The following is a 25,776-nucleotide window of genomic DNA, read 5'->3' on the forward strand; positions in this document are numbered from 1 at the left end:
TTTGCGATTACATCAACGCCGAATTTTATGCTACTTCATCAATAATTTTAGGTTCTTCCTGTACCTCGTCTTTTTCTACACGCAGATTTCTAATGATGTGTTGCTGCCTATCGGGAGTGTTTTTGCCCATATAATACTCCAGCAAACTTTTAATGGTTTGATCTTTCAAAATAACAGGATCTAGCCTAATATCTTTTCCAATAAACAAACCAAACTCATCAGGAGAAATTTCTCCTAATCCTTTAAAACGGGTTATTTCAGGTTTATTTCCTAATTTTTCGATAGCATTTCGGCGCTCTTCATCACTATAACAATAAATGGTTTCTTTTTTATTTCGAACCCTAAACAATGGGGTTTGTAAAATGTAAACATGTCCTGCTTTTACTAAATCAGGGAAAAACTGGAGAAAGAAAGTCATCATTAACAATCTGATGTGCATGCCATCCACATCCGCATCAGTAGCGATAACGATGTTGTTGTAATGCAAACCATCTAAACCATCTTCAATATTTAAAGCATGTTGTAAAAGGTTAAACTCTTCGTTCTCATAAACCACCTTTTTGGTGAGCTCATAACAGTTAAGCGGTTTACCCTTCAAGCTGAAAACGGCCTGACAATCTACATCCCGGGATTTGGTAATCGAACCCGATGCTGAATCTCCTTCAGTGATAAATAAGGTAGTTTCATATCGCTTCTCATGCGTAGAATTGAAATGAACCTTACAATCGCGAAGTTTTTTATTATGTAACGAAGCTTTCTTCGCTCTGTCATTTGCCAGCTTTTTGATTCCGGCAATATCTTTTCGCTCTCTTTCTGATTGATTGATTCTCTTTAAGAGCGCATCGGCTACATCCGGATTTTTGTGTAGATAATCATCAAGCTCTTTTTTAACAAAATCATTGATAAATGTTGCTACTGAAGGTCCTTCAGGCCCCATATTTTGAGAGCCTAACTTCGTTTTGGTTTGCGATTCGAAAACCGGTTCCTGCACACGAACGGAAATTGCCGCAATGATTGATGAACGAACATCGGCAGCATCGAATTCCTTTTTGAAAAACTCTCTAACGGTTTTCACCACCGCTGCCCTAAAAGCAGCCTGGTGTGTTCCACCTTGTGTAGTATGTTGTCCGTTTACAAAAGAGTGGTAATCTTCGCCATATTGCTGACCATGTGTCATCGCAATTTCGATATCGTTACCGATCATGTGAATAATCGGGTAACGGATTTCTTCAGGCTTATTGAATTTAGAAAGCAAATCATAAAGACCTCTCTCTGAAAAATATTTCTGGTTATTGAAATTGATGGTTAAACCCGTGTTAAGGAACACATAATTCCAAACCATGCTCTCTACGAAGTCGGGAATGTAGTGGTAATTTCTGAAAATAGTTTCATCGGGATAAAACGTTATGGCAGTACCGTTTCGCTGAGTAGTATCTATAACAGGTTGTTCATTTACAATTTCACCTTTAGAAAATTCTACTTTTTTAGTTTTCCCATCACGGTAAGATTGTACAGTAAAACTGGTAGATAAAGCATTCACTGCTTTTGTTCCCACGCCATTTAAACCAACCGATTTTTGAAAGGCGTTACTATCGTATTTTCCGCCAGTATTAATCTTGCTTACACAATCTATAACTTTCCCAAGGGGGATGCCACGTCCATAATCGCGGACGTTTATTTTTTGCTCAGAAACTGTAATTTCAATGGTTTTTCCAGTTCCCATCACAAACTCATCAATTGAGTTATCGACAATTTCCTTCAATAAAACATAAATACCATCATCTTGCGCAGAGCCATCACCAAGCTTACCAATATACATACCGGGGCGTAGTCTGATGTGTTCTTTCCAGTCTAATGAGCGAATGCTGTCGTCGTTATAAATTACTTCTGCCATAAATTTTGTTATTTGTTACCAGATTGATTGAACTTTGCACAACGCAAAGCAGCCATACCGAGGGATGGTTCGGAGCAAGCTTTAACAGTCAACATGATAAGTATTTAGGGATGATTTGATATTGAGTTTTTACGAGTTAACGTTGTTTGACTTCGCAAATCTCTAATAGCAAAAATTATTATACAATAATAGATTTATTCTGCGAGGCTAGCAAAAGAAAATTTCAACAAAACAAACGACTAAAATGTAGGAGTTAAAATGAATGATAGGTGAACACTCAAATCCATTTTCAGATCTCAAATCATACATCTTCTATCCAGCCTATTTACCTATCTTCACACCATTATTTTATTACGCCCTAATGCAACAAAAAAAGCAACTTTCGCTCTTCGATTTATCCATGATTGTGGTTAGCCTGGTAATCGGAATGGGCATCTTTCGGACGCCTGTAAACGTGGCTGCGAAAGCTCAAATTCCAGAATTATTTTATCTGGCTTGGTTTATTGGCGGTTTCGTAGCCTTTTGTGGTGCATTAACTTACGCCGAAATCGGTTCCCGTTACCCCGTAACCGGTGGCTACTACAAAATTTTCTCGCAAGCCTATCATCCTTCAATTGCATTTGCTATTAATTGCATTGTGCTTATTTCCAGTGCTGCATCGGTTGCGGCAATCTCAATAATTGGTGCAGAATACTTAAGCAAAATTGTGTTACCTACAGAAATGCAGAATGAAACTTATCGTGTAGCCATTGCCATCGCCACTATTTTAATATTTTACCTCATTAACCTGCTCGGCTTAAAAGCCAGTTCTAAAACTCAAAATGTTTTAACAGTTATCAAAATCGGCTTAATCTTAACCTTAATTTGTGCGGTATTTTTTGGCGGACAAACTCAGGATGTTGCTCCGGTTTTCAAAACAAGCAGTGGTGTATTACCAAGTTGGCAAGATTACGGCAAGGCTTTAGGGCTTTGCCTCATAGCGGTTTCATTTTCATACGCTGGATATGCACAAACCATTAATTTTGGTGGCGAAGTGAAAGACGCCAAGAAGATCATTCCGCGATCTATTATCATCGGCTTAACCATAATCGTAGCACTTTACCTGATCCTTAACTATGTTTATGTTAAAGTTATCGGTTTTGAAGAACTGAAAACCGCAGAAAGTATTGCAGCAATTTTGGCTTCGAAAATATTTGGCCCGGCGGGTTTCAAAATGCTTTCGGTTATCATTTTCATTTCCGTGATGGGTTATGTAAATGTAAACCTGCTAAGCAACCCGAGGGCAATGTTTGCTATGGGCGAAGAAGGTGCTTTGCCACGCTTTTTCAGTAAGATGAACAAAAAAACCGAGGTGATTACCTGGAGCTTAACTATTTTTACGGTAGTGGCAGTGGTGATCATTTTTTACGCCAAAACATTCGATAAGATTTTAAACTACACCATTTTTCTTGAAAGCATAAGTATGGCAAGTTCTGCAGCAACGATTTTTATCCTTCGAAAGCGAACTGCAAATCTGGACAAGAAAACCATTTATACCGTTCCATTATATCCTGTTTTGCCCATCATATTTATTGCTGCTTATACTTTTGTAGCGTTTAGCATTTATGCCGACGACCCAAATGCTGCATTAAATGGACTTTATATTTTTATAGGATTTTTAGTGATCTATTTCATATCGAGATTGTTCAACAAGAAATAAATTGAAATCTTTTTAGAACTTCTAACCTTCTGATGGAATTTGTCGCATAAAAATCAATATTAATGATGTTAAGAACGGTCGTCCTTGCGAGGCACGAAGCAATCTCATTTGATAAAAAGATACCATAAATGAGATTGTGCCAAAAGCATTCCTCTGGAGCTTCAATCGATGACAAATCCATTTCGCGTGCCTACCGCAGGAAGGGTATTTCATAGGCGGCAGATTCTTCGTGCCTCAAAATGACAGCTTATTTAAGATTGTGGCATTTGAAAAGCACCTAAGCTTCCGTTGGGCGTAAATATGATTTTAAAACCTTTATTAAATGATTTGTTTTGCGCTTTACCGTAAAATAATTAAGTTACCCTGCATAAAACAAACCTAACTGTAGTGAATAGGAAAATAAATCTTCATTCCCACTGAAGCATAGGGAAATGAAGAATAAATAATCTAGTTTTAACCAAATTAATGAATAAAACACTCTCGCTAAAACAAGAAATTGCTTACGCCGCCGGTATGATTGGTTGGAGCACAATGACGAATATCATCATTGTGATGCTGCCCTATTTTTATCTACCACCAAGTAACGCTGGCTTACCGCCATTGGTACCGCAGCTTGTTTTTTTAGGGTTGTTTAATATCTTATCCATTATTGCCGCTTCCGGAAGATTGGTTGATGCAGTTTTCGATCCCTTTATTGCTTCTAAAAGCGATGCAAGCACCAACCCGAAGGGCAGAAGAATGCCCTTTATGAAATGGGCAATTATACCAGCAATCATTTTCTGTGGATTAGTTTTCTACCCAATACAAAAAAGTGAAAGTTTACACAATGCCTGGTGGCTAACCATAACACTTTGTTTATTTTTTGTTTCAGTCACCACTTACATTATTCCGTATAATGCCCTATTGGCTGAGGTAACGAATACCCCTAGACAAAAAGTGAAATTATCCAGTTACCAGCAAGTAGGCTTTGTAATCGGGATTATTCTATCTGCCTGCACCAATAATTTTGCCGATCTGGTTCAGCAGCATTTTGCAATTGCAAACCGAAGCGAGGCTGTGCAAATAGCCATTTGGGGTTTATGTATTTTATCAGGATTGGTGATGTTATTGCCTGTTTTCTTTATTAACGAGAAAGATTTTTCGGTAGCTAAGCCTACACATATTCAACTTTGGCCTGCGATTAAAAACACCTTTAAAAACAGCAACTTCAAATATTACCTCGTTTCAGATTTTGCTTTTTATACGGCTTTGAGCATTATCTCAAGCGGATTATTATTCTTCTGTACAGTTTTATTGGGCTTGCCAGAATCAGAAGGCGGAAAATTTATGGGTGCCATGGTGATGGCTTCTTTACTTTTTTATCCGGTTGTTAATTTCGGATCAGCAAAAATTGGCAAAAAACCATTTGTTCTTGCTGCATTTGTAGTTCTTTGCTTAATCTTTGTCACTATCTTTTTTTTGGGAAAATTACCGCTCCTGCCACGTACTCAACTTTATATTTTAGTCCTTTCTGCTTCCTTTCCATTAGCTGCATTAGGGATTTTACCCAACGCCATTTTGGCTGATATTGCTCAAAAAGATACTATAGAAACTGGTGAAAATCATGAAGGGATGTTCTTTGCAGTGAAGTACTTGTTTGTAAAACTAGGGCAAACGCTTGGAATAGCCATTTTTGCCATGCTGACCATCTATGGCAAAGATCCTGGAAATGATTTCGGTTTACGCTTAAATGGAATTGTAGGTTTTGGACTCTGTTTAATCGCTTTAATTTGCTTTAGCAGGTTTAAGGAAGGGAAATGATTGAATTAGAGGATGACTGAATGATAGAATAAACCATCCTAAAATCATTCAATCCGCGTCCGACTCGTACATTCAAAATTAGTTGCTCTTCGCTGATTGAATCATTTAATAATTCATAGATTCGAAATTCACTCCTTCAATCATTTTAATTTACCTATCTTTGCAGCGAAGCAGGAATAAGGGCTTGCCATTCTGAATGGCATATTCTCTCCGCAAGTTAGTCCTTCAACAATTGATCGTTCTAGCTTCTTCGATAAATATTACAGAAAAAAATACATGTTATTCAAAGAATTAAACCTCATTGAGCCAATTTTAAAGGCCCTTGAGAAAGAAGGTTATACTCAACCTACGCCAATACAGGAGCAATCCATACCCACAATATTAAAAGGAAAAGATTTATTAGGTTGCGCACAAACCGGAACGGGTAAAACCGCGGCTTTTGCCATCCCAATGTTGCAATTATTACACGAAAAACACATCAATACTAAAGCGACAAAAAATATAAAAGCTTTGGTTTTAACTCCTACGCGTGAGCTTGCGATTCAAATTGAAGAAAGTTTTAAAGCTTACGGAAGCAACCTTAATTTACGCAGACTGGTTATTTTTGGTGGTGTAAACCAACACTCGCAAGTGGAAGCTTTGCGTAAAGGTGTTGATATTTTAGTGGCCACCCCAGGCCGTTTATTGGATTTAATGAACCAAGGTTTCATTAGTTTAAATACGATTGAACTTTTCGTTTTGGATGAGGCTGACCGTATGTTGGATATGGGTTTCATCCACGATGTAAAAAAAGTGGTGGCTAAATTGCCTGCAAAACGCCAGACCTTATTTTTCTCGGCTACGATGCCTGATGAAATTCAAAAATTGGCGAATACCATTTTATCTAGTCCGACAAAAGTGGAGGTTACACCAGTATCTTCTACCGCTGAAACTATTAACCAATCGATCTATTTTGTAGATAAGCCGGATAAAAAGAAACTTTTAATCCATTTGTTGGAAGACAAAGCGATTGAGACAGCTTTGGTATTTACCCGTACAAAACATGGTGCAGATCGTATTGTCAAAGATTTAGCCCATGCTCAAATTAAAGCTGCTGCCATTCACGGAAATAAATCGCAAAATGCTCGTCAAAGGGCTTTAACTGACTTTAAGGATAGAAAAATCCGCGTTTTAGTGGCTACTGATATTGCTGCCCGCGGCATTGATATTGATCAGTTATCTCACGTTTTTAACTATGAATTACCCAATATTCCTGAATCTTATGTACACAGGATCGGCCGTACTGGTCGTGCTGGTGCAAATGGTATTGCGATTTCATTCTGCGATGCCGAAGAGAATGAGTATTTATTAGATATTCAGAAACTGATTAAAATTACTTTACCTGTTGTTGATAACCATCCTTACCCCTTAACCTGGGAAAGTATGCTGGCAAAAAATCAGGTTAAACGTAAGCCACAAGCACAATCGAAAGGTGGCGGTGGTGGCAAAAGAGGTAGCAGTGATGGAAACATGAGCGGCAAACCTCGTAATGCCAGTAACAACCGCAGGTTCGGCGGAAATAGAAATAAGGCTAAAGCATAGTTTAAGCTGAAAGAATAAAGCAGAAAAGCTAAAGCCTTTCTTGCCAAATACATCAAAACCCGGGTTGTAAATTATAGCTCGGGTTTTGTTTTTATCCGTCGGCTGAAGCCGGACGGCAATGAATAGGCAAATTGCAAAATATCCGACACAAACGGTCGTCCTTGCGAGGCACGAAGCAATCTTAATGCGTTCGCTATGAAGCTCATAGTTGTAGGATTGCTTCTTTCCCAAAATGACGAAGCGCATAAGAACCTTGAGTTGAGTTTGCAATTCTTTTTTTATCCGTCGGCTGAAGCCGGACGGCAATGAATAGGCAAATTGCAAAATACTCGACACAAACGGTCGTCCTTGCGAAGTACGCAAGGAATCTTAATGCGTTCGCTATGAACCCCACAGTTGTAGGATTGCTTCTTTCCCAAACTGACGAAGCGCATAAAAAACCCCGAGTTGAGTTTGCAATTCTTTTTTAAGCCGCCGGCTGAAGCCGGACGGCAATGAATGGGCAAAATGCAAAATACCCATAACACAAATGGTCGTCCTTGCGAGGCACGAAGCAATCTTAATGCGTTCGCTATGAAACCCATAGTTTAGGATTGCTTCGTACCTCAAAATGACGAAGCGCATAAAAAACCCTGAGTTGAGTTTGCAATTCTTTTTTTATCCGTCGGCTGAAACCGGACGGCAATGAATAGGCAATTTGCAAAATACCCGACACAAACGGTCGTCCTTGCGAGGCACGAAGCAATCTTAATGCGTTCGCTATGAAACCCATAGTTGTAGGATTGCTTCTCTCCCAAAATAACGAAGCGCATAAAAAACCCTGAGTTGAAAATTCAACTCAGGGTTATCTTTTTGAAACTTTATAAAGCTTTCAGCTTTAGTCTTTAAGCTTTAGTCTTGATTAAACCACCACATTAATAATCTTGCCTTTCACGAAAATGATTTTTTTAGGCGCTTTGCCATCTAAAAATTTCTGGAACTGCTCATCTGCTAATAAAATTGCTTCCACTTCTGGCTGCGCTAATGTTAAGCTCAAATTCAGGTTCATCTTCATTTTACCATTGATAGAAACCGGGTACGCAAATTCATCCTCTACTAAATGTTCTGGATTGAAAATCGGAAATTCCGTGTAAGACAAGCTACCTGCTTCATTACCCAATTGAATCCAAAGTTCTTCGCAAATGTGGGGCGCATAAGGCGACAAAATAATCACCATATCCTGTAGAATGCTCCGTTTGTTGCATTTTAAATCCGTTAACTCATTTACCGCAATCATGAAACTGGAAACAGAAGTATTGAAAGAGAACCGCTCAATATCATCCTGAACTTTCTTAATGATTTTATGCAGCGATTTTAATTCGGCTTTGGTTGGTTCAGCATCAGAAACAGCAAACTCCCATGCTTCATTGTGGAATAATCTCCAGAATTTGCGCAAAAACTTAAATACGCCTTCAATACCGTTTGTATTCCAAGGTTTGCTTTGCTCCAGCGGACCTAAAAACATCTCATACATACGCAACGTATCAGCTCCGTAACGCTCAATCAAATCATCTGGATTAACCACATTGAATTTTGATTTAGACATTTTCTCGACTTCAACACCACAAATGTATTTTCCACCTTCAAGAATAAACTCAGCATTAGCATACTCTTCCCTCCAGGCTTTGAATTTATTTAAATCTAACGTATCATTTTCTACGATGTTAACATCAACATGCAATGCCGATGTTTTATATTCTTTTTTAAGGCCCGCAGAAACGTAAGTGTTAGTTGGCTTGCCATCGGCGTCATTAATTCTGTAAACAAAATTACTTCTACCCTGAATCATCCCTTGGTTGATCAATTTTTTGAAAGGTTCTTCCTCCTTGGTATAACCTAAATCTTTCAAAAATTTGTTCCAGAAACGACTATATAATAAGTGGCCGGTTGCGTGTTCTGAACCACCAATGTACAAATCTACATCCTTCCAGTATTCAATAGCCTCTTTTGAAGCGAAGTCAGCATTGTTATTGGCATCCATGTAACGGTACCAGTACCAGCTACTTCCTGCCCAACCCGGCATGGTGCTTAATTCATAATGTCCGCCCTCCTTCGGGCTCCATCCTTCAGCTCTTGCCAAAGGTGGTTCACCTGTTTCAGTTGGTAAATATTTATCAATTTCGGGTAGGATTAAAGGTAATTCTTCTTCCTGAATCAAGTATGGCAACCCATCTTTGAAGTAAACCGGAATTGGCTCTCCCCAATAACGTTGGCGACCAAAAATAGCATCGCGTTGGCGGAAATTAACTTTTGCTTTTCCTACTTTTTCTACCTCTAACCATTTATTTAAAAACGGAACAGCTTCTTTATAAGTCAACCCGTTAATAAAACCTGAGTTAATATACTTGCCCTCTTTAGTTGGGTCAGCTTGTATTTCAATATCCTGCTGACCATCCAAAATCTGGATAATTGGCAAGTTGAAGTGCGTTGCAAATAACCAGTCGCGTTGATCGCCACTTGGCACACCCATTACCGCACCCGTTCCATAACCGGCAAGTACGTAATCAGCAATCCACAATTGAACGCGTTCGCTATTTACCGGGTTAATCACATAAGTACCAGTAAATGCTCCTGAAACAGTTTTCGTATCCGCCATGCGGTCTAATTCCGATTTCTTTTTGGTTTGAGAAATATAATTCTCGATATCTTGTTTTTGTGCCGCCGTAGTTAGTTCGGCAACCCATTCATGTTCTGGAGCCAATACCAAATAGGAAACGCCGAAAATAGTATCTACTCGAGTGGTGAAAACTTCAATTTGTTTATCGCTGCCTTCCACCTGGAACTTCACACTCGCACCAACGCTTTTACCAATCCAATTACGTTGCATTTCCTTGATCGGTTCAGGCCAGTCGATAGTATCTAAACCTTGCAAAAGCCTATCCGAGTAAGCCGTGATTCTCATGCTCCACTGCATCATTTTCTTTTGTTCAACAGGAAATCCGCCACGCTCAGAAAAACCATCTTTCACTTCATCATTTGCCAAAACTGTTCCTAAAGCCGGGCACCAGTTTACGGTGCTTTCTCTCAGGTAAGTCATACGGTATTTTAACAACTCGATTTGTTTTTCCTCATCTGTAAAAGTAGCCCAATCACTCGGTAAGAAAGATTTCACATCATCATCGCAAACTGCCTTAACATCGGCTGTGCCTGACGCATTGAACTTTTCAATTAAGGTAGTGATGTCTTCTGCCCTATCATTTTCAATGTTATACCATGAATTAAATAACTGCATGAAAATCCATTGCGTCCACTTATAATAAGATGGCTCGCTGGTACGCACTTCGCGACTCCAATCAAAAGAAAAACCAATTTGGTCTAACTGCCGACGGTAAGTTGCAATGTTCGCCTCCGTTGTAATAGCCGGATGCTGACCGGTTTGGATAGCATATTGTTCTGCTGGCAAACCAAATGAATCGTATCCCATTGGATGCAACACATTAAATCCTTTAAGGCGCTTATATCTCGAAAAAATATCTGATGCAATGTAACCCAGCGGATGACCAACATGTAAGCCAGCTCCTGATGGATAAGGAAACATGTCTAACACGTAATATTTTGGTTTCTCAGAGTGGTTTTCGGCTTTGAATGTTTGATTATCGGCCCAAAACTTCTGCCACTTTTGTTCTATTTCTTTGAATTGGTAATCCATTGCAAGTTTTAATTTTTAAAGGGGCGAAATTACGGAAATTAAGGGGTTTAGAGAAACATAATTTTTGCTATGGAAACACAGATTTTCACTGAATTAGGATTTACATGTTTGTTCGATAGATCGTCATTGCGAGGCACGAAGCAATCCACTTTTTCCTTAAAGATTGCTTCGTGCCTCGCAATGACGAAAGACTTAAAAAAATGCGCCACTGATGTAAAACCAATGGCGCAAGCAAATAATCGGGGAATTATTTTTTTTTATCGTGTTAAAGAATAGATTTTAACAACGTTTGTTTTATCAAGTTTAGCAGTAAACTGCAATTGGTTTGTGGTCAACGCCGTAACGGTGCCATAATAATTGCCTTCAGCAAAAGAGATATTCAACTTGTTATCAACAATAACATAATTACCAATGGTTCTGTTACCCTTAATACTTTGTTCAACCTGATCATCATTATCTGCTTTGAAATCCATATAGTCGCCACTTAATCCAGTAATTGTACCATTAACTTTACTTGGATCTGCCAGTGCATCAGCAGCTGTGTAGCCAGATACCTCTATCTTCGCTATGCTCCATCTACCAGTAATACGAGCTTTAACAGACTCATCGTCTTTCTTACATGAAAATAGAACAGAGGTAAATACAATAATTAAACCGAGCAGGGTAATTTGTCTTTTCATTTGAATTTTAATTGGGTTATTAAGATAACGGCCTTTGAACAAATTTCGTACCGCACTGTTAGAATCGTCAAAATTTTTAAGGTATTTCCCAAACTAAATATTGGCCTGTGCCGTTAATGATGATTATATTGGTGTTTATCAGGTATAATTTATATTTTCGCAAAAACAAAAGAAAAATACATGGAAGAATTCGAAGTAAGTGACGCATCTAAGAAAACCAAAACCGTATATATCTCTACTATTATTAGTATTGCATTGGTTTTATTAATGCTCGGACTGCTTGGGTTGGTACTTGTACATGCCAAAAACCTATCAAACTATGTTAAAGAAAACATAGTTTTAAATATCATTGTAGATGAGGGTGCGAAAGAGGCGGATGTTTTGGCTTTTCAAAAAGAGTTAAATGCAAATAAAGCGGTTAAACAAACCCAATACGTAAACAAAGAGCTTGCAGCCAGAAATCTTACTCAGGATTTAGGCGAGGATTTTGTAAACTTTTTAGGCTACAATCCTTTAACATCAACCTTTGATGTGTATTTGAAAGCAGAATATGCAAATAACAAAAGTATAGAGGGGTTGAAAGCTTCTATTTCAAAAAACCCCGTGGTTAAAGAGGTTGTTTATCAAAGCTCTTTAATTGATATGGTAAACAAAAATATCAATACTATTGGATTGATTATTTTGGCTTTTGCAGCACTACTTTTAGTCATTTCTATTGCATTGATAAACAACACGATACGACTAGCTATTTATTCTCAAAGATTTTTAATCAAAAGTATGCAGCTAGTTGGTGCAACGAAAAATTTTATTCGACGTCCTTTCTTATTATTTGCTGCATTACATGGTTTAATAGCAGCGTTCATTGCAATCATTATTTTATTGGCTACCTTAATATATGCCAGAAAAGAAGTGCCTGAAATTATCATCTTAAACAATTACAAAGAATTCGGTTTTGTATTTGTTGCGTTAGTAATTATAGGCATATTTATAACAGGCATTAGTACCTGGTTTGCAGTGAGCAGATATTTACGTTTAAAATCTTATAACCTTTATAGATAATGGCATTAGAGAAAAAAACAAATCCGATTGCAAAGGATGTGAAAAACGAGTTGGTTTTCACGAAAAAGAATTATCAATTATTGTTAATTAGTATGGCTATTGTAGCTCTTGGCTTCATTTTAATGATGGGCACAACAGGCGACATTTACGATTTTAGAAGGACACTCCTTGCTCCTTTAGTGGTATTATTTGGTTTTGCCTTCGGCATTTACGCTATTTTAAAAAAATAATTTGGCATAGCTAGCGCATTTTTTTAACTTTAATTGATGACAACAACTAATTTGCAAATCGAGATAAATTCTCTGCCCATGAATCTTAGGCAGGAGGTTGCAGACTTTGTTGAATTTCTGAAATCAAAAAACAAAAATACATCGAGGCCAGAATCACGTGAATTTGGGTTTGCAAAAGGCAAAATAAAACTATCGGATGATTTTGACGAACCTTTAGAAATGTTTGCTGATTATATCTAAATGGCTTTTCTTTTAGATACACACGCATTTCTCTGGTTTGTGGCAGGCGACAAACAATTGCCTTTATCTATTAAATCCGAACTCATTGACATCAATCAACCTTGTTTTTTAAGCATTGCATCTCTCTGGGAAATAGCCATCAAAAAGCAAATTGGCAAACTAGAATTAAATATCGGTTTTAATGAATTATTTCGGTTTGCCGAGCGAAATCAGATCGAAATCATTTCTATTAATGAAGCTCATCTTTCTACACTCCTAGATTTAGAATTCATCAACAATGACCCTTTTGATAGAATTATTGTCTCGCAAGCTATTGCTGAAGATTTAGTTTTAATCTCGAAAGATCATAAATTAAAAAAATACAAAATAAAATTAAGGTGGGAATAATCCACTATTAAACCTATGAACGACTATTATCAAGCCATAATTCTAGCAATAATTGAAGGATTAACTGAATTCTTACCCGTATCGAGTACGGGCCACATGATTATCGGTTCTTCATTTATGGGCATCGCAAGCGATCCGTTTGTGAAATTATTTACAGTAGCCATTCAATTGGGTGCTATTTTATCGGTTGTGGTACTATATTTTAAAAGATTTTTTAAATCGATCAATTTTTACATTAAACTTTTAGTGGCCTTCATACCGGCGGCAATATTTGGTTTATTATTAAGCAAAAAAATCGATGAGCTTTTGGAAAGTCCGATGGCTGTAGGCATTTCACTTTTAATTGGCGGTGTAATTCTTTTGTTTGTAGATAAATGGTTTAACAAGCCAACATTTAACGAAGAAGAAGATGTAACTTATCTTACTGCTTTGAAAATTGGTTTCTTTCAATGCATTGCTATGATTCCTGGAGTTTCTCGCTCAGGAGCGACAATTGTTGGTGGTATGACTCAGAAACTAAGTAGAAAATTGGCAGCAGAATTCTCATTCTTTTTAGCGGTGCCTACGATGTTTGCTGCAACTGCTAAGAAGCTCTTGGATTTTTATCAAGATCCTAAAAATATCATTACTCCAAAACAAATTAACTTTCTCATAGTTGGAAATATTATTGCTTTTATTGTGGCGTTATTGGCTATTAAAAGTTTTATTGGCTATTTAAATAAACACGGTTTCAAAATGTTTGGCTGGTATAGAATTATTGCGGGTTTAATCATCATCATCCTGCTAATGACTGGCCATAACTTAGAAATAATTTAATCTGTATCTTTGCGCAAAAAAAGATTTGTGAGTACAGAAAATTCAAAGTTTAAAGATTTCAATTTTGCAGAAGGCGAACTGCTTCTAATAAATAAGCCATACAAGTGGACATCCTTTGATGTGGTTGGCAAGATTCGTAATTCTTTAAAGCCTCTAAAACTTAAAGTTGGCCATGCCGGCACTTTAGATCCATTAGCTACAGGCCTGCTCATTATCTGCACTGGCAAATTAACCAAGCAAATAGATACCTTTCAGGCAGAAGAAAAAGAATATACCGGCACCATGATTTTAGGTGCCACCACCCCTTCTTTCGATATGGAAACGGAGGTTGATGAAACTTTCGATATCAGTCAAATCACCAAAGAGCAAATTTATGCAGCCTGTAAACCATTTATTGGCGATATAGAACAATATCCGCCAGCACATTCAGCGGTAAAAGTTAATGGCGAACGTTTATACGTAAAAGCAAGATTAGGCGAAGAGGTAGAATTGCGAAAGCGTTTTGTAACCGTTCCTGAGTTTGAAATTACCCGTATCGAACTGCCAGAAGTAGATTTCAGAATCGTTTGCAGTAAAGGAACGTACATCCGTTCACTCGTTTCCGATTTCGGGAAACAACTCAACAATGGCGCCTATTTATCAAAACTCACGCGTACCCGTAGTGGAAACTTTTTGCTTTCCGATTCATTTGAGGTTTTAGAACTCGTTAATTATATTCGCAGTAAGAAGGAAGAGCCAAAAACCGAACCTCAACTATGAACAACATTAAAAATCGAAACACTAGATTTGTAAAAGAATTCTTTTTAATTGTTGCTGGTGTAACTTCAGCCTGTTTTGGTTTGAAAAGCTTTTTAATGCCAAACGAATTTATTGATGGCGGCGTCACTGGTATTTCACTGTTGGTAAGCACCTTAACCAAATGGAATTTATCTTACCTCATTGCCATCATTAACATTCCTTTCGTAATTTTAGGCTACAAACAAATAGGCAAAGCTTTTGCCATTAAAACAGCTATTGCCATTGCAACATTGGCCGTAGCATTGATTGTAGTTCCTTTCCAACCCATTACTCACGATAAATTATTGATTGCATTTTTTGGTGGTTTGTTTCTAGGCGGAGGAATTGGTTTGGCTATGAGAGGCGGTTGCGTAATCGATGGTACAGAAGTTTTGGCGCTTTACATCAGTAAAAACAGCATTTTAACGGTCGGCAATATTATCCTGATTTTAAACATCATTATCTTTGCATTTGCCGCTTATTTCCTCAACATCGAAACTGCGCTTTATGCCATTTTAACCTACCTCTCTGCATCAAGCACGATTGATTTTATTGTAAATGGTTTGGAACAGTACACCGGCGTTACCATTATCTCCGAACATCAGGAAGAAATTAAGGCCTATATTATTAACGATATGAAACGTGGTGTTACCATTTACAAAGGCGAAGGCGGCTATGGCGAAAAGAAAGATCTCGATATCATTTTTACCGTAGTAACGAAGTTAGAAATGAGCAAATTACAATCGGCTATCAGACAAATCGATGCAGATGCGTTCGTTATTCAGCAACAAATTGCCGATTTAAAGGGCGGTGTAGTAAAACGCCATGCATTACATTAAAATATAAATAATAATTAGGGCATGCCCCCAAGCTGCGCAAGGGGCCGGGCTGTACGCTAAATCCCCGATGTAAAATCGGGGTATACCGCTTCCATCCCTCATGCAAAACCCATAACCATAAAACATTCCCATTGAAAATATACCACAACCTTTCAGACTTTCAAAAACTGGATAATGCCGTAGTTACCATTGGCACTTTTGATGGGGTACATTTCGGCCATCAAAAAATCATCAAACAATTGGTTGCCAAAGCCAAAGCCGACAAGGGTGAAAGTGTTATTTTAACCTTTTTTCCGCATCCAAGAATGATTATTGATCCTGAAAACCAGGATCTGAAAATGATTAACACCATCAACGAGAAAGCAGAAATTTTGAGAAGTTTAGGTGTAGATCATTTAATTATTACCCCTTTTACCAGAGATTTTTCGAATCAAACGCCTGATGAATACATCACAAATACACTAGTTGAAAACATCGGAACCAAACACATTATAATTGGATACGATCATCGCTTTGGAAAAGACCGGTCTGGTAATCTAACTGACTTAAAAGCTGCAGGCATCCATTTCGGTTTTACGGTAGAAGAAATTAAAGAGCAGGATATTCACGATGTTGCAGTGAGTTCGACTAAAATCCGCCAGGCACTTTTAGCCGGTGATGTAAGCTTAGCCGCCGATTACTTAGGTTATCCATTTTCAATTTTCGGCAGAGTAATTAAAGGCGATAAAATTGGCAGAACGATAGGCTTTCCAACAGCAAACCTATTTGTAGAGGAAACCTACAAACTTATTCCTGGAGATGGAATCTATGCAGTTACAGTAGAAATAAGTGAGGAGTTTGAAGAAGGAAGTGTAGATTCAGAAAGCAGACTCCGGACTTCGGACTCCAGACTTCGGACTTTCAAAGGAATGGCTTACATCGGCCAGCGGCCCACCATAAATGGAATGACCAGAAATATCGAGGTCAATATCTTTGATTTCGATCAGGAAATTTACGGACAGGATATCAAAATGAACTTCCTTAAATTTTTACGCCACGATGTAAAGTTTACAGGGCTTGAAGCATTAACATTACAACTTCATCAAGACAAAGAAGCTACACTCGCATTTTTTGCATCATCTGCAACACATTTAAAAAAATAATTCCTCCAAAAAAGGCCTCAATTCGTTATATTAGCGGCAATGAGGCTTTTTTACATCATCATATTCTTTTGTATACCTTGTTGTTTTGTGAGTGCCGCATCACAAATAAAAACAGGTTATGCTGTAATTAAATCCACGCCTACAAGTTTTCAGCCTTATCATAGTCAGGTTAAATTCCATCAGCAAACGGCAATGGAAAACGAAAGTATTGAAAAGGATCTCCTCAACAATTACCAGCATCAAAATTTCACCGGCATACTATCGCTGTTATTTTTCACTACTATTTTTTTGAAGTTTTATTTTTCTATTTCCAAAAAAATAGTACAAACTATCAGGCAAAATTATTGGTATTCGTTTAAAATGCTTTACCCAAAACATGTATTTTGGTAATTAAGTTGGCAATTCGTAAAAACCGAAAGTCCAATTTATTTAAATTTTAAATTACCATCATTATCAATGCATTTACCAGACTTAATAGCCGATTTAGGATTAATACTCGCCGCAGCAGGAATAACAACGCTCATATTTAAAAAAATAAAACAACCCTTAGTACTAGGTTACATCCTGGCGGGACTATTGGTTGGCCCACATCTCGATTTTTTTCCTTCAGTAACTGATACAAAAAGTATCAACATTTGGGGAGAAATTGGAGTAATATTCTTGCTGTTTAGTTTGGGGTTAGAATTCAGTTTCAAAAAACTGGTAAAGGTTGGCGGCTCGGCTTCCATTACAGCTGTTGTAGAAGTTGTTTTTATGTTGCTCATTGGTTTCGCCGCCGGCAAGTTAATGGGCTGGAAAACGATGGACAGTATATTTTTAGGCGGTATACTTTCTGTTTCATCAACCACAATTATTATCAGGGCATTTGAAGAACTCGGTGTAAAGCACAAAAAGTTTGCTGGTTTAGTTTTCGGTGTGCTGATTGTAGAAGATTTAGTGGCCATTTTATTGTTGGTGTTATTATCAACCTTAGCAGTAAGCCAGCAATTTGCAGGAAGCGAAATGCTCATTTCAATTTTAAAACTTGCATTTTTCCTGGTGCTTTGGTTTTTAGGCGGAATCTTCCTCATTCCAACATTTTTAAAGGCCACCAGAAAATTAATGAATGATGAAACGATGCTAGTAGTTTCATTGGCACTTTGCTTAATCATGGTTTTGCTTGCAGTTAAAGTGGGCTTTTCTCCAGCTTTAGGGGCCTTTATTATGGGCTCAATTTTAGCAGAAACAACACAGGCAGAGAAAATAGAGCATCTCACAAAATCAGTTAAAGATTTATTCGCAGCGGTGTTTTTTGTATCTGTAGGCATGCTCATTGATCCAAAAATTCTGGTGGATTATGCTTTGCCAATTGTTATCGTAACCCTGGCTACCATTTTGGGTAAGTTTCTAAGCTCAAGTCTTGGCGCATTATTATCTGGTCAGCCGCTCAAAACATCGGTACAGGCCGGAATGAGTTTGGCGCAAATTGGAGAGTTTTCTTTTATAATTGCCACTTTAGGCCTTACGCTTAAAGTAACCAGCGATTTTCTCTATCCTATCGCCGTAGCCGCATCAGCAATTACTACGTTCACAACACCGTATCTCATTAAATTATCAGAACCTTTTTATCAGTTCCTAACCAGAATATTGCCAAAGAAATGGATTGATGGGATATCAAGGTACAGTTCCAGTACGGCTGGAATCACCACTTTAAGTGACTGGAAAATCCTACTGCGCAGTTATGCGTTTAACACCATTATCCACTCGGTAATTATCATTGCCGTGATCTTTTTAGCTTCGCGATATGTGCAACCGTTTATCGCTAAAAACGTGGTTAATGGTCTAAAATCTACTATCATTAGTTTAGTTGCATCGTTCATTCTAATGGCTCCTTTTTTATGGGCATTATCCATCAGAAGGATACAGAAAACGGCTTATTCTCATTTGTGGTTAAACAAGAAATATACCCGTGGACCATTAATTGCAATCGAAGTATTTAGAATTGCACTGGGAATATTTTTTGTCGGGTTTTTGATGTATGAATTTTTCGATACATGGGTCGCCGCTGGAATTGCATTAGCTTTAATTGTGTTAATGATGGTCATATTTTCGCGAAAACTTCAATCCTTCTACAACAAGCTGGAAAAACGTTTCATGCTAAATTTGAATGCCAGAGAAAACCAAAAGCCTGATATTTTACCTTGGGATACCCACTTAACCGAAATTAAGGTATCACCAGAATCGGATGTGGTTGGAAAAACGCTTTCAGAACTAATGATTAGGGAAAAGTATGGGGTAAATATTGCCTTAATTGAACGTGGTAGAAACAACATTCCAACGCCTGGCCGCGATGAGAGACTTTACCCGAATGATAATTTATTGCTGATTGGAGCTGATGATCAGCTCGCCTCAGTAAAGGCACTCCTTGATGTGGATATACCGCATCATGAAGAAGAAAAATCTTTCCCCGATAAGGAAATGACACTGCAGAAAGTGGTTGTCAATACCGATTCACCGGTGTATGGCTTAAGCATTCGAAATGCTGGCATCCGTGAAAAAGCACAAGCATTAATTGTTGGCATTGAACGGGGTACCGAACGCATCTTAAATCCTTCATCCGATTTCATATTTGATAAGGGAGACGTCATTTGGATCGTGGGGAACAATAAGAAAATTAAGGAGGTAATATAATAATCCCAAGTCAACAGTTTTAGTTTAGAGCATAGTTGATTATTTACGATATTATTTTTTTTGCTTCAGACTGCCGACTCCATACTGAGGACTTTTTTATATATTCGTGTATAACCTAACCTATGAAAGTTGATAGAGAAAAGAGTGAATTTTTAGATGACCTGATTGAACAGTGGCAAACCACTGGCTTAATTACTGAAGACACTGGTAGCAAACTTCGCAAAAGCTATGAGGCTAAAAATTTCGATTGGTTGCGTTTAGCTCAGTATGCTTTTTGGGTTGCCCTTGCTTGCGGGTTTATCGCACTCGGTTCATTATTAATAGATAATTCCATCCTCAACTATCTTAAAAGGGTTTACAACACACCGAATATTGTTATTGCAATTGTTTCAGGAGGTTTGGCTGCCTGGCTTTACATGCTAGGATTTAGAAGAAAAAAGAAAGTGGCTCATTTAAAGTTTAGCAATGAGGCCATCGTATTTTCAGCAATATTACTTACGGCAAATGCAATTGCCTATTTCGGAAAGGCAATGGACAATGGTTCCGGAAATTTTTCAATTTTAATCTTAATCTCCGTTTTCATTTATGGGGGGTTAGGGTACTTTTTCAATTCCCGGCTCATCTGGTTTTTCGCACTAATCTCTTTAGGCGCCTGGTTCGGAACAGAAACAGGTTATTTAAGCCGTTGGAATTATTATTTCCTGGGGATGAATTATCCTTTGCGCTTCGTTGTTTTTGGAGCGGGTTTAACGGCAGCTTCGTTCATTATGAAAGCAGTACCCAAAACACAACATTTCTTCCAGGCAACTTACATTGCCGGAATGGTTTACTTATTTGTCTCACTTTGGGCATTATCCGTTTTCGGGAATTTTGCCAGTTTAGAAGAATGGTATTCGGTAAGGCAATTAAGCTTATTTTATTGGGCATTAATTTCGGCAATAGTTTGTGTGGCAAGCACCCTATTTGGCTTAAAATATCATGATGATATTGCCCGTGAATTCGGGATCACCTTTTTGTTTATAAACCTCTACACCCGTTACTTCGAATACTTCTGGGATAGCTGGCATAAAGCGTTGTTCTTTTCGGTACTTGCAGCATCTTTTTGGTTAATCGGCAGGAAGGCCGAGAAAATTTGGAATGTTGAGTTTCTGAAATAGGAATGAACACGGGTTATACTCACAAAACCAATTCTACGGCTTTTTAGATATTTTGCAGCGCAAAGACTGTGATACCTGGGTCAACGTGGTCCCTCCCATACTACCTGTCTACCGCAGGCGGTCAATCTTTGATTTAAGTTTGGGGAAGATGAAAGTTTCGAGCAATCAAAAGGATTTTCGTTATGTCGGGGCTATTTAACTTATTTCAGAACTGTTTTGGTGGTTTTATGCACAAACGTTGTATTTAAACCCGACATAAACGAACACGGAACGCAGTGAAGTAAAGTGTTTGGCGGGACTGAAAGCCGCCATTAAAACAGCGCTTTCATTTCTAAATATTTAAATTTAAACTGAAGGAAATCCTGAGAACCTCCAAATAACTACGGCTAACTTCATACTGGAATAGTTTCTTTTACAACAAAATTACCAACTGTTTGATCACCAAATAAGCGGCCAGCACGTATAAAAATATGGCGATCGATTTATTGATGATCAGGCTGCTTAGCGCAAATTTTTCCTGAATAAAAGTGGCAAAATGCGCATAAACATATAATGCTACTGCAGAACCTACACCAGAACCTAAGCTAAAAATAATCAGCGAAAGGTAATCGGTCTCAATCCATTCGTGCAAGATTACATAGTTGCCAAAAAATAACCAAAAAGGAATCTGTACTGGATTTAAAACACCTAATATTAATCCGTAAAGTACGCTACCACTACGTTTATCCTCTTTTTTATTGCTGGTAATAGGTACTTTTTTTCTGTTTACCCATGTGATTGTGCCCATGGTAATAAACATCAAAATCATAAAGCAATCTACTAATGTGCCTAACCTAACTTCACTCACGGCCTCATTAGGATTGATGTCGCTCATTGCCCAGCGGGCAAAACGCATCATTCCAAATGTAAAAAACACCTCTACGCAAGAGAAAGAAAGGATGAAATACCAAACCTGGCGCATACCTTTATTAATGGCAAGTTGCGCAACCGTGAGGTTGATATTACCAGGAGGGATATACCCCATGGCGTTGAGAAGAATGCCTATTAAAAAGGTGAGAAAAAGCATTGCCGAAATTATGGATTTAAATTCAAATGCGATGCTAAATATTTTCCTGTGTAAGAAGTCTTTTCTTTCACCAAATCTTCAGGGATACCCTCAAGAACAACTTTACCTCCACCATCTCCACCTTCCGGACCGATATCGATCACCCAATCGGCACACTTAATCATATCCATATTGTGCTCAATCACCAGAATAGTATTTCCCTGCTCAATCAACGTATTTAAAGCCTTCAATAGCTTTTTGATATCGTGGAAGTGTAAACCCGTAGTGGGCTCATCAAATATGAATAGTGTTTTGCTGGCGTTATTTCCTTTAATTAGAAACGAAGCCAGTTTAATTCGCTGGGCTTCACCACCTGATAAGGTATTAGATGATTGGCCTAAATGAACGTAACCCAAACCAACATCAACCAAAGGGTTTAATTTATTCAGAATTTTAGGTTCATCTTTAAAGAAATCCACCGCTTCATCGATAGTCATATCGAGAATCTCCGAAACATTTTTCTCTTTATAAACTACGTCTAACACCTGCTGCTTAAAACGTTTTCCTCCGCAAGCCTCGCATGGCAAATAAATATCTGCCATGAATTGCATTTCGATTTTCACCTCACCCTCACCCTGGCAAACATCGCAACGGCCACCTTCTACATTGAAAGAAAATGCTGCTGGCTTTAATCCAGCTGCTTTTGCCGATGCCAAACCAGAAAATAAAGCACGGATATCATCCCAGGCTTTTACATACGTTACCGGGTTAGATCGGCTTGAACGGCCAATTGGGTTTTGATCGACCATTTCTACGGCGCTGATCAAATCATAATTACCAAAAATCCCATCGTAAGCTCCGGTTTGTTCGCCAGCATAATTTCCAATGGCTTTCTGCAAAGCGGGATATAAAATCTTTTTGACCAAACTGGTTTTACCCGACCCTGAAACCCCACTAACCGCAGTAAAAACACCCAAAGGAAATTTAACATCGATGTTTTGAAGGTTGTTTTCTCTTGCACCTTTTATAAGGATATGATCTTTCCACTTCCGGCGCTTTTCTGGGATGGCAATTTTTTCTACCCCCGATAAATAGCGTCCGGTTAAACTGTTTTTATCTTTTAATATTTCTTCGTAATTCCCGCTAAAAACAAGGTTACCCCCGTGTGTTCCCGCCTCCGGACCGATGTCAATAATATAATCGGCAGCCCGCATCATTTCTTCTTCATGCTCCACAACTAAAACAGTATTGCCGACATTGCGCAAAGAAATTAATACTTCAATCAGTTTATTTGTATCTCGTGGATGCAAACCAATACTTGGCTCATCCAAAACATAAATAGAACCAACTAAGCTACTTCCCAAAGAAGTTGCCAAATTGATTCTTTGCGATTCTCCTCCTGATAAGGTATTTGATAAGCGATTTAAGGTTAAATAACCTAAACCAACATTATTTAAATACAGAAACCGGTTATCAATCTCGGCTAGTAAACGTTTAGCCACCTTAGCATCAGTTGCATTTAATTTCAACTCGTTAAAGAAAACTAAAGCTTTCGCTAAGGGCATTAAAACCACATCGATAATCGATTTTTCTGCAATCTTTACATAAGATGCATCCTTGCGCAATCGAGATCCTTTACATTCTGGGCAAGTGGTTTTCCCGCGGTAGCGAGACAACATTACCCGGTATTGAATTTTATAGGTCTGCTCTTCCAGCTCTTTAAAAAAAGCATCAAGGCCAGCAAAATATTTATTGCCCGTCCACAGTAAACGTTGCTCTTTCTCAGTTAGCTGACTGAAAGGACGATGTATGGGGAAATCGAATTTTGAAGAAGCTTTGATAAAGTTCTGCAACCAAACACTCATCTTCTCTCCTCTCCATGGCGCTATGGCATTATCAAAAACGCTTTTGCTCTTATCTGGAATCACCAGATCTTCATCAATACCAATTACGTTTCCATAACCTTCACAGCGTTTACATGCACCATAAGGATTATTAAAAGAGAAAAAGTTTGGCGTTGGCTCCTCGAACTTCATTCCGTCGAGCTCGAAGCGATCGCTGAAATGCTTGGTTTTACCATCAGCCTCAACATAACAATCACCCTTACCTTCAAAAAAGGCAGTTTGAACAGAATCGGCTAAGCGGCTTAAAGTTTCTTCTTCCTGATTAGCAACTATTCTATCAATTAAAATCTGAACCGTTTTATCATCGGTTAATTCAGCATCTTTGAAATCAGCATCATCTAATACAGATTCAATTTTTAAAATTTTATCTTCAATAAGTACCCGTAAAAATCCCTTTTGCAATAAAATAGCAAGTTCTTCTTTTATCGTGCGGTTGTTATGCGGGTATAAAGGGCAAAAAATTGTTACGGTGGTATCTTCAGGCAAAGCGCTTACATAATCAACCACGGTACTAACCGAATCTTTTTTCACTTCCTTTCCCGAAATCGGAGAAATCGTTTTCCCTATCCTCGAAAAAAGAAGTTTCAAATAATCGTATATTTCTGTGGAGGTACCCACTGTAGATCGAGGATTAGAAGTAATGACCTTTTGCTCAATGGCAATGGCCGGAGCAATACCCTTAATATAATCTACATCAGGTTTATTCATCCTACCCATAAACTGACGAGCATAAGAAGACAAACTTTCTACATATCGGCGTTGGCCTTCTGCGTATAAAGTATCGAAAGCCAGAGAAGATTTTCCCGAACCAGACATGCCAGTTACTACAACCAATTTATTTTTAGGTATGGCAACATCAATGTTTTTCAGGTTGTGCACACGAGCACCTTTTATAATAATATTTTTATGCGGATCTTTTTCGGCTTCTTTTTTGCTCATGTATGGTTATGATTTTAAATATAACCCATAGAATACTGTTGGGTTTTTAAAACATACAAAAATAAGGTACTGATGCGGTTAATTTATTTTTTAACATTTTATTTTTTGTTTTTTGATAAAAAAATAACTTTCTTTGAATATTAACAACCTCAGAACCAAACTAACACAATCTAAAAAACATAGGAGAGACGCTATAGAAATTAAACTTCTACAAATTAATTTTTAGCAAACAGTACGGGATTTAGTGTAGGTAAACCTATGAATTTACAATCATACAGTGACCAAGACCTTGTAAAGTTATACATTGCAGGGGATGAGAATGGGCTACAAGAACTTTTAAGAAGGCATAAAAGTAAAATTTATACTTCCATCTACTTATTGGTAAAAGACCAATATTTAGCAGAAGATATTTTTCAAGATGCTTTTATAAAAGTAATTAATACGCTTCGTTCGGGAAGATATAATGAGGAGGGCAAGTTTCTGCCTTGGGTAATGCGCATTGCCCATAATTTAGTAATTGATTATTTCAGAAAAGAAAAAAGAACTCCAATCATTACGAGTTCGGATGGGATGGATGTATTTAATATGCTACACTTTTATGACGAAAGTGCAGAGGAAAAAATGTTACGCGATCAAACCCATAAAGATTTGAAAGAGATGATTCATTTACTGCCTGATGAGCAAAAAGAAGTGCTTTTGATGCGCCACTATGCAGATTTGAGTTTCAAAGAAATAGCTGATTTGACAGATGTTAGCATTAATACTGCCCTTGGACGGATGCGTTATGCATTAAGCAACTTGCGCAAAATGCTTAAAACTAAAGAGATGACCCACAAAGGGTAATAAAAAAGTTACATTAAAAATTTTAGGGCTCGAAATAAAGCATCTGAACTATCGTTAAGTTTATAAACTTATCACATTTAGTTGCTTATGACAAAAACCTCTACATCAAAAAACAATGTAAATTTACCAACCCACAGTATGTTTCAGCCTAAAACTGATATTGAATCTGACGCGGAAATCGACTTATTTTACGATCAAATCAAAAGTAAATTAGATCGTCTGGCTAAAAATCCTCAAGATGAAACCATCAACAAGATTTTAGCATACAGCAAATCGAAGTAAATTTTACACCAGCCTAAAGCTGCCTTTCATAAAAGGCAGCTTTTTTTTAGCAGTAATTTTAACAAATTTTTTATTCTTTCTTCACTTAACTTACAGTCTATTTT

Annotated in this window: 20 protein-coding genes; 15 read left to right on the plus strand and 5 right to left on the minus strand. The window is 37.8% G+C overall.

The genetic code is table 11. The features are described from left to right. Positions 1–25 precede the first annotated feature (25 nt). Complete coding sequence (locus ACZZZC_RS20355) at positions 26–1,894, minus strand: DNA topoisomerase IV subunit B (RefSeq protein ID WP_463483800.1); 1,869 nt, start codon at positions 1,892–1,894, stop codon at positions 26–28. 262 nt (positions 1,895–2,156) lie between these two features. On the opposite strand from ACZZZC_RS20355, the gene ACZZZC_RS20360 reads away from it, so the two are divergent. From ACZZZC_RS20360 to ACZZZC_RS20370, 3 genes are all read left to right on the plus strand, one after another. Then, positions 2,157–3,593, plus strand: a complete 1,437-nt coding sequence (locus tag ACZZZC_RS20360; protein ID WP_463488049.1) for an APC family permease — start codon at positions 2,157–2,159, stop codon at positions 3,591–3,593. A gap of 465 nt (positions 3,594–4,058) precedes the next feature. Then, the gene (locus tag ACZZZC_RS20365; protein ID WP_463488050.1) at positions 4,059–5,393 is read left to right on the plus strand and encodes an MFS transporter; all 1,335 of its coding nucleotides are present in this window, start codon (positions 4,059–4,061) and stop codon (positions 5,391–5,393) included. Positions 5,394–5,669: 276 nt separating this feature from the next. After that, positions 5,670–6,974: a DEAD/DEAH box helicase gene (locus ACZZZC_RS20370; protein WP_463488051.1), complete on the plus strand. Its 1,305-nt coding sequence runs from the start codon at positions 5,670–5,672 to the stop codon at positions 6,972–6,974. Between the two features lie 901 nt (positions 6,975–7,875). On the opposite strand, the gene leuS is transcribed toward ACZZZC_RS20370, so the two are convergent. Then, entirely contained in the window at positions 7,876–10,662 is a 2,787-nt protein-coding gene (gene leuS, locus ACZZZC_RS20375) for a leucine--tRNA ligase (RefSeq protein ID WP_463488052.1), read from the minus strand. A 257-nt stretch (positions 10,663–10,919) separates the two neighbouring features. Continuing rightward, positions 10,920–11,342, minus strand: a complete 423-nt coding sequence (locus tag ACZZZC_RS20380; RefSeq protein WP_463488053.1) for a lipocalin family protein — start codon at positions 11,340–11,342, stop codon at positions 10,920–10,922. Positions 11,343–11,522: 180 nt separating this feature from the next. Here ACZZZC_RS20380 and ACZZZC_RS20385 point away from each other — a divergent pair, with 180 nt between their 5' ends. The 10 genes from ACZZZC_RS20385 (at position 11,523) to ACZZZC_RS20430 (ending at position 20,659) form a co-directional block, all read left to right on the plus strand. Then, complete coding sequence (locus ACZZZC_RS20385; protein ID WP_463483807.1) at positions 11,523–12,401, plus strand: cell division protein FtsX; 879 nt, start codon at positions 11,523–11,525, stop codon at positions 12,399–12,401. Beyond that, positions 12,401–12,631 (plus strand): DUF3098 domain-containing protein, encoded by a 231-nt coding sequence (locus tag ACZZZC_RS20390; RefSeq protein ID WP_463483808.1) that lies wholly within the window; start codon positions 12,401–12,403, stop codon positions 12,629–12,631. The genes ACZZZC_RS20385 and ACZZZC_RS20390 overlap by 1 nt, the downstream gene beginning before the upstream one ends. Positions 12,632–12,667: 36 nt before the next feature. After that, a complete protein-coding gene (gene vapB, locus ACZZZC_RS20395) occupies positions 12,668–12,871 on the plus strand; it encodes a type II toxin-antitoxin system VapB family antitoxin (RefSeq protein WP_463483809.1) in 204 nt (67 codons plus the stop codon). Beyond that, complete coding sequence (locus ACZZZC_RS20400) at positions 12,872–13,258, plus strand: type II toxin-antitoxin system VapC family toxin (protein WP_463488054.1); 387 nt, start codon at positions 12,872–12,874, stop codon at positions 13,256–13,258. Between the two features lie 15 nt (positions 13,259–13,273). Then, the gene (locus ACZZZC_RS20405; protein ID WP_463488055.1) at positions 13,274–14,074 is read left to right on the plus strand and encodes an undecaprenyl-diphosphate phosphatase; all 801 of its coding nucleotides are present in this window, start codon (positions 13,274–13,276) and stop codon (positions 14,072–14,074) included. Positions 14,075–14,101: 27 nt separating this feature from the next. After that, positions 14,102–14,833 carry a tRNA pseudouridine(55) synthase TruB gene (truB, locus tag ACZZZC_RS20410; protein ID WP_463488056.1) on the plus strand — a complete coding sequence of 244 codons (732 nt, stop codon included), beginning with the start codon at positions 14,102–14,104 and terminating at the stop codon, positions 14,831–14,833. Beyond that, positions 14,830–15,690, plus strand: a complete 861-nt coding sequence (locus ACZZZC_RS20415) for a YitT family protein (protein WP_463488057.1) — start codon at positions 14,830–14,832, stop codon at positions 15,688–15,690. Before truB ends, ACZZZC_RS20415 begins: the two co-directional genes overlap by 4 nt. 131 nt (positions 15,691–15,821) lie before the next feature. Then, complete coding sequence (locus ACZZZC_RS20420) at positions 15,822–16,832, plus strand: bifunctional riboflavin kinase/FAD synthetase (protein WP_463488058.1); 1,011 nt, start codon at positions 15,822–15,824, stop codon at positions 16,830–16,832. 456 nt (positions 16,833–17,288) lie between these two features. Next, positions 17,289–19,502 (plus strand): cation:proton antiporter domain-containing protein, encoded by a 2,214-nt coding sequence (locus ACZZZC_RS20425; RefSeq protein ID WP_463488059.1) that lies wholly within the window; start codon positions 17,289–17,291, stop codon positions 19,500–19,502. 122 nt (positions 19,503–19,624) lie between these two features. Beyond that, positions 19,625–20,659, plus strand: coding sequence for a DUF2157 domain-containing protein (locus ACZZZC_RS20430; RefSeq protein WP_463488060.1), 1,035 nt, complete (start codon positions 19,625–19,627; stop codon positions 20,657–20,659). Positions 20,660–21,071: 412 nt separating this feature from the next. Here ACZZZC_RS20430 and ACZZZC_RS20435 read toward each other — a convergent pair whose 3' ends face one another. Both ACZZZC_RS20435 and uvrA read right to left on the minus strand, forming a co-directional pair. After that, positions 21,072–21,725, minus strand: a complete 654-nt coding sequence (locus ACZZZC_RS20435; protein WP_463488061.1) for a LysE family transporter — start codon at positions 21,723–21,725, stop codon at positions 21,072–21,074. Between the two features lie 8 nt (positions 21,726–21,733). After that, the gene (uvrA, locus tag ACZZZC_RS20440; RefSeq protein WP_463488062.1) at positions 21,734–24,547 is read right to left on the minus strand and encodes an excinuclease ABC subunit UvrA; all 2,814 of its coding nucleotides are present in this window, start codon (positions 24,545–24,547) and stop codon (positions 21,734–21,736) included. Between the two features lie 258 nt (positions 24,548–24,805). Between uvrA and ACZZZC_RS20445 the strand changes: the two genes are divergently transcribed. Then, complete coding sequence (locus tag ACZZZC_RS20445; protein WP_463488063.1) at positions 24,806–25,390, plus strand: RNA polymerase sigma factor; 585 nt, start codon at positions 24,806–24,808, stop codon at positions 25,388–25,390. A gap of 87 nt (positions 25,391–25,477) precedes the next feature. Then, positions 25,478–25,672, plus strand: a complete 195-nt coding sequence (locus ACZZZC_RS20450; RefSeq protein WP_056851528.1) for a hypothetical protein — start codon at positions 25,478–25,480, stop codon at positions 25,670–25,672. Positions 25,673–25,776 lie beyond the last annotated feature (104 nt).

Source organism: Pedobacter sp. AC212 (genome assembly GCF_979258625.1).

Bases quoted from the DNA above. Each gene is read 5' to 3' on its own strand.
- ACZZZC_RS20365 (WP_463488050.1), top strand. From the start codon at position 4,059: ATGAATAAAACACTCTCGCTAAAACAAGAAATTGCTTACGCCGCCGGT.
- ACZZZC_RS20450 (WP_056851528.1), top strand. From the start codon at position 25,478: ATGACAAAAACCTCTACATCAAAAAACAATGTAAATTTACCAACCCAC.
- ACZZZC_RS20355 (WP_463483800.1), bottom strand. From the start codon at position 1,894: ATGGCAGAAGTAATTTATAACGACGACAGCATTCGCTCATTAGACTGG.
- leuS (WP_463488052.1), bottom strand. From the start codon at position 10,662: ATGGATTACCAATTCAAAGAAATAGAACAAAAGTGGCAGAAGTTTTGG.
- ACZZZC_RS20360 (WP_463488049.1), top strand. From the start codon at position 2,157: ATGATAGGTGAACACTCAAATCCATTTTCAGATCTCAAATCATACATC.
- ACZZZC_RS20370 (WP_463488051.1), top strand. From the start codon at position 5,670: ATGTTATTCAAAGAATTAAACCTCATTGAGCCAATTTTAAAGGCCCTT.
- ACZZZC_RS20430 (WP_463488060.1), top strand. From the start codon at position 19,625: ATGAAAGTTGATAGAGAAAAGAGTGAATTTTTAGATGACCTGATTGAA.
- ACZZZC_RS20390 (WP_463483808.1), top strand. From the start codon at position 12,401: ATGGCATTAGAGAAAAAAACAAATCCGATTGCAAAGGATGTGAAAAAC.
- ACZZZC_RS20445 (WP_463488063.1), top strand. From the start codon at position 24,806: ATGAATTTACAATCATACAGTGACCAAGACCTTGTAAAGTTATACATT.
- ACZZZC_RS20385 (WP_463483807.1), top strand. From the start codon at position 11,523: ATGGAAGAATTCGAAGTAAGTGACGCATCTAAGAAAACCAAAACCGTA.
- ACZZZC_RS20405 (WP_463488055.1), top strand. From the start codon at position 13,274: ATGAACGACTATTATCAAGCCATAATTCTAGCAATAATTGAAGGATTA.
- uvrA (WP_463488062.1), bottom strand. From the start codon at position 24,547: ATGAGCAAAAAAGAAGCCGAAAAAGATCCGCATAAAAATATTATTATA.
- ACZZZC_RS20435 (WP_463488061.1), bottom strand. From the start codon at position 21,725: ATGCTTTTTCTCACCTTTTTAATAGGCATTCTTCTCAACGCCATGGGG.
- vapB (WP_463483809.1), top strand. From the start codon at position 12,668: ATGACAACAACTAATTTGCAAATCGAGATAAATTCTCTGCCCATGAAT.
- ACZZZC_RS20400 (WP_463488054.1), top strand. From the start codon at position 12,872: ATGGCTTTTCTTTTAGATACACACGCATTTCTCTGGTTTGTGGCAGGC.
- ACZZZC_RS20415 (WP_463488057.1), top strand. From the start codon at position 14,830: ATGAACAACATTAAAAATCGAAACACTAGATTTGTAAAAGAATTCTTT.
- ACZZZC_RS20380 (WP_463488053.1), bottom strand. From the start codon at position 11,342: ATGAAAAGACAAATTACCCTGCTCGGTTTAATTATTGTATTTACCTCT.
- ACZZZC_RS20425 (WP_463488059.1), top strand. From the start codon at position 17,289: ATGCATTTACCAGACTTAATAGCCGATTTAGGATTAATACTCGCCGCA.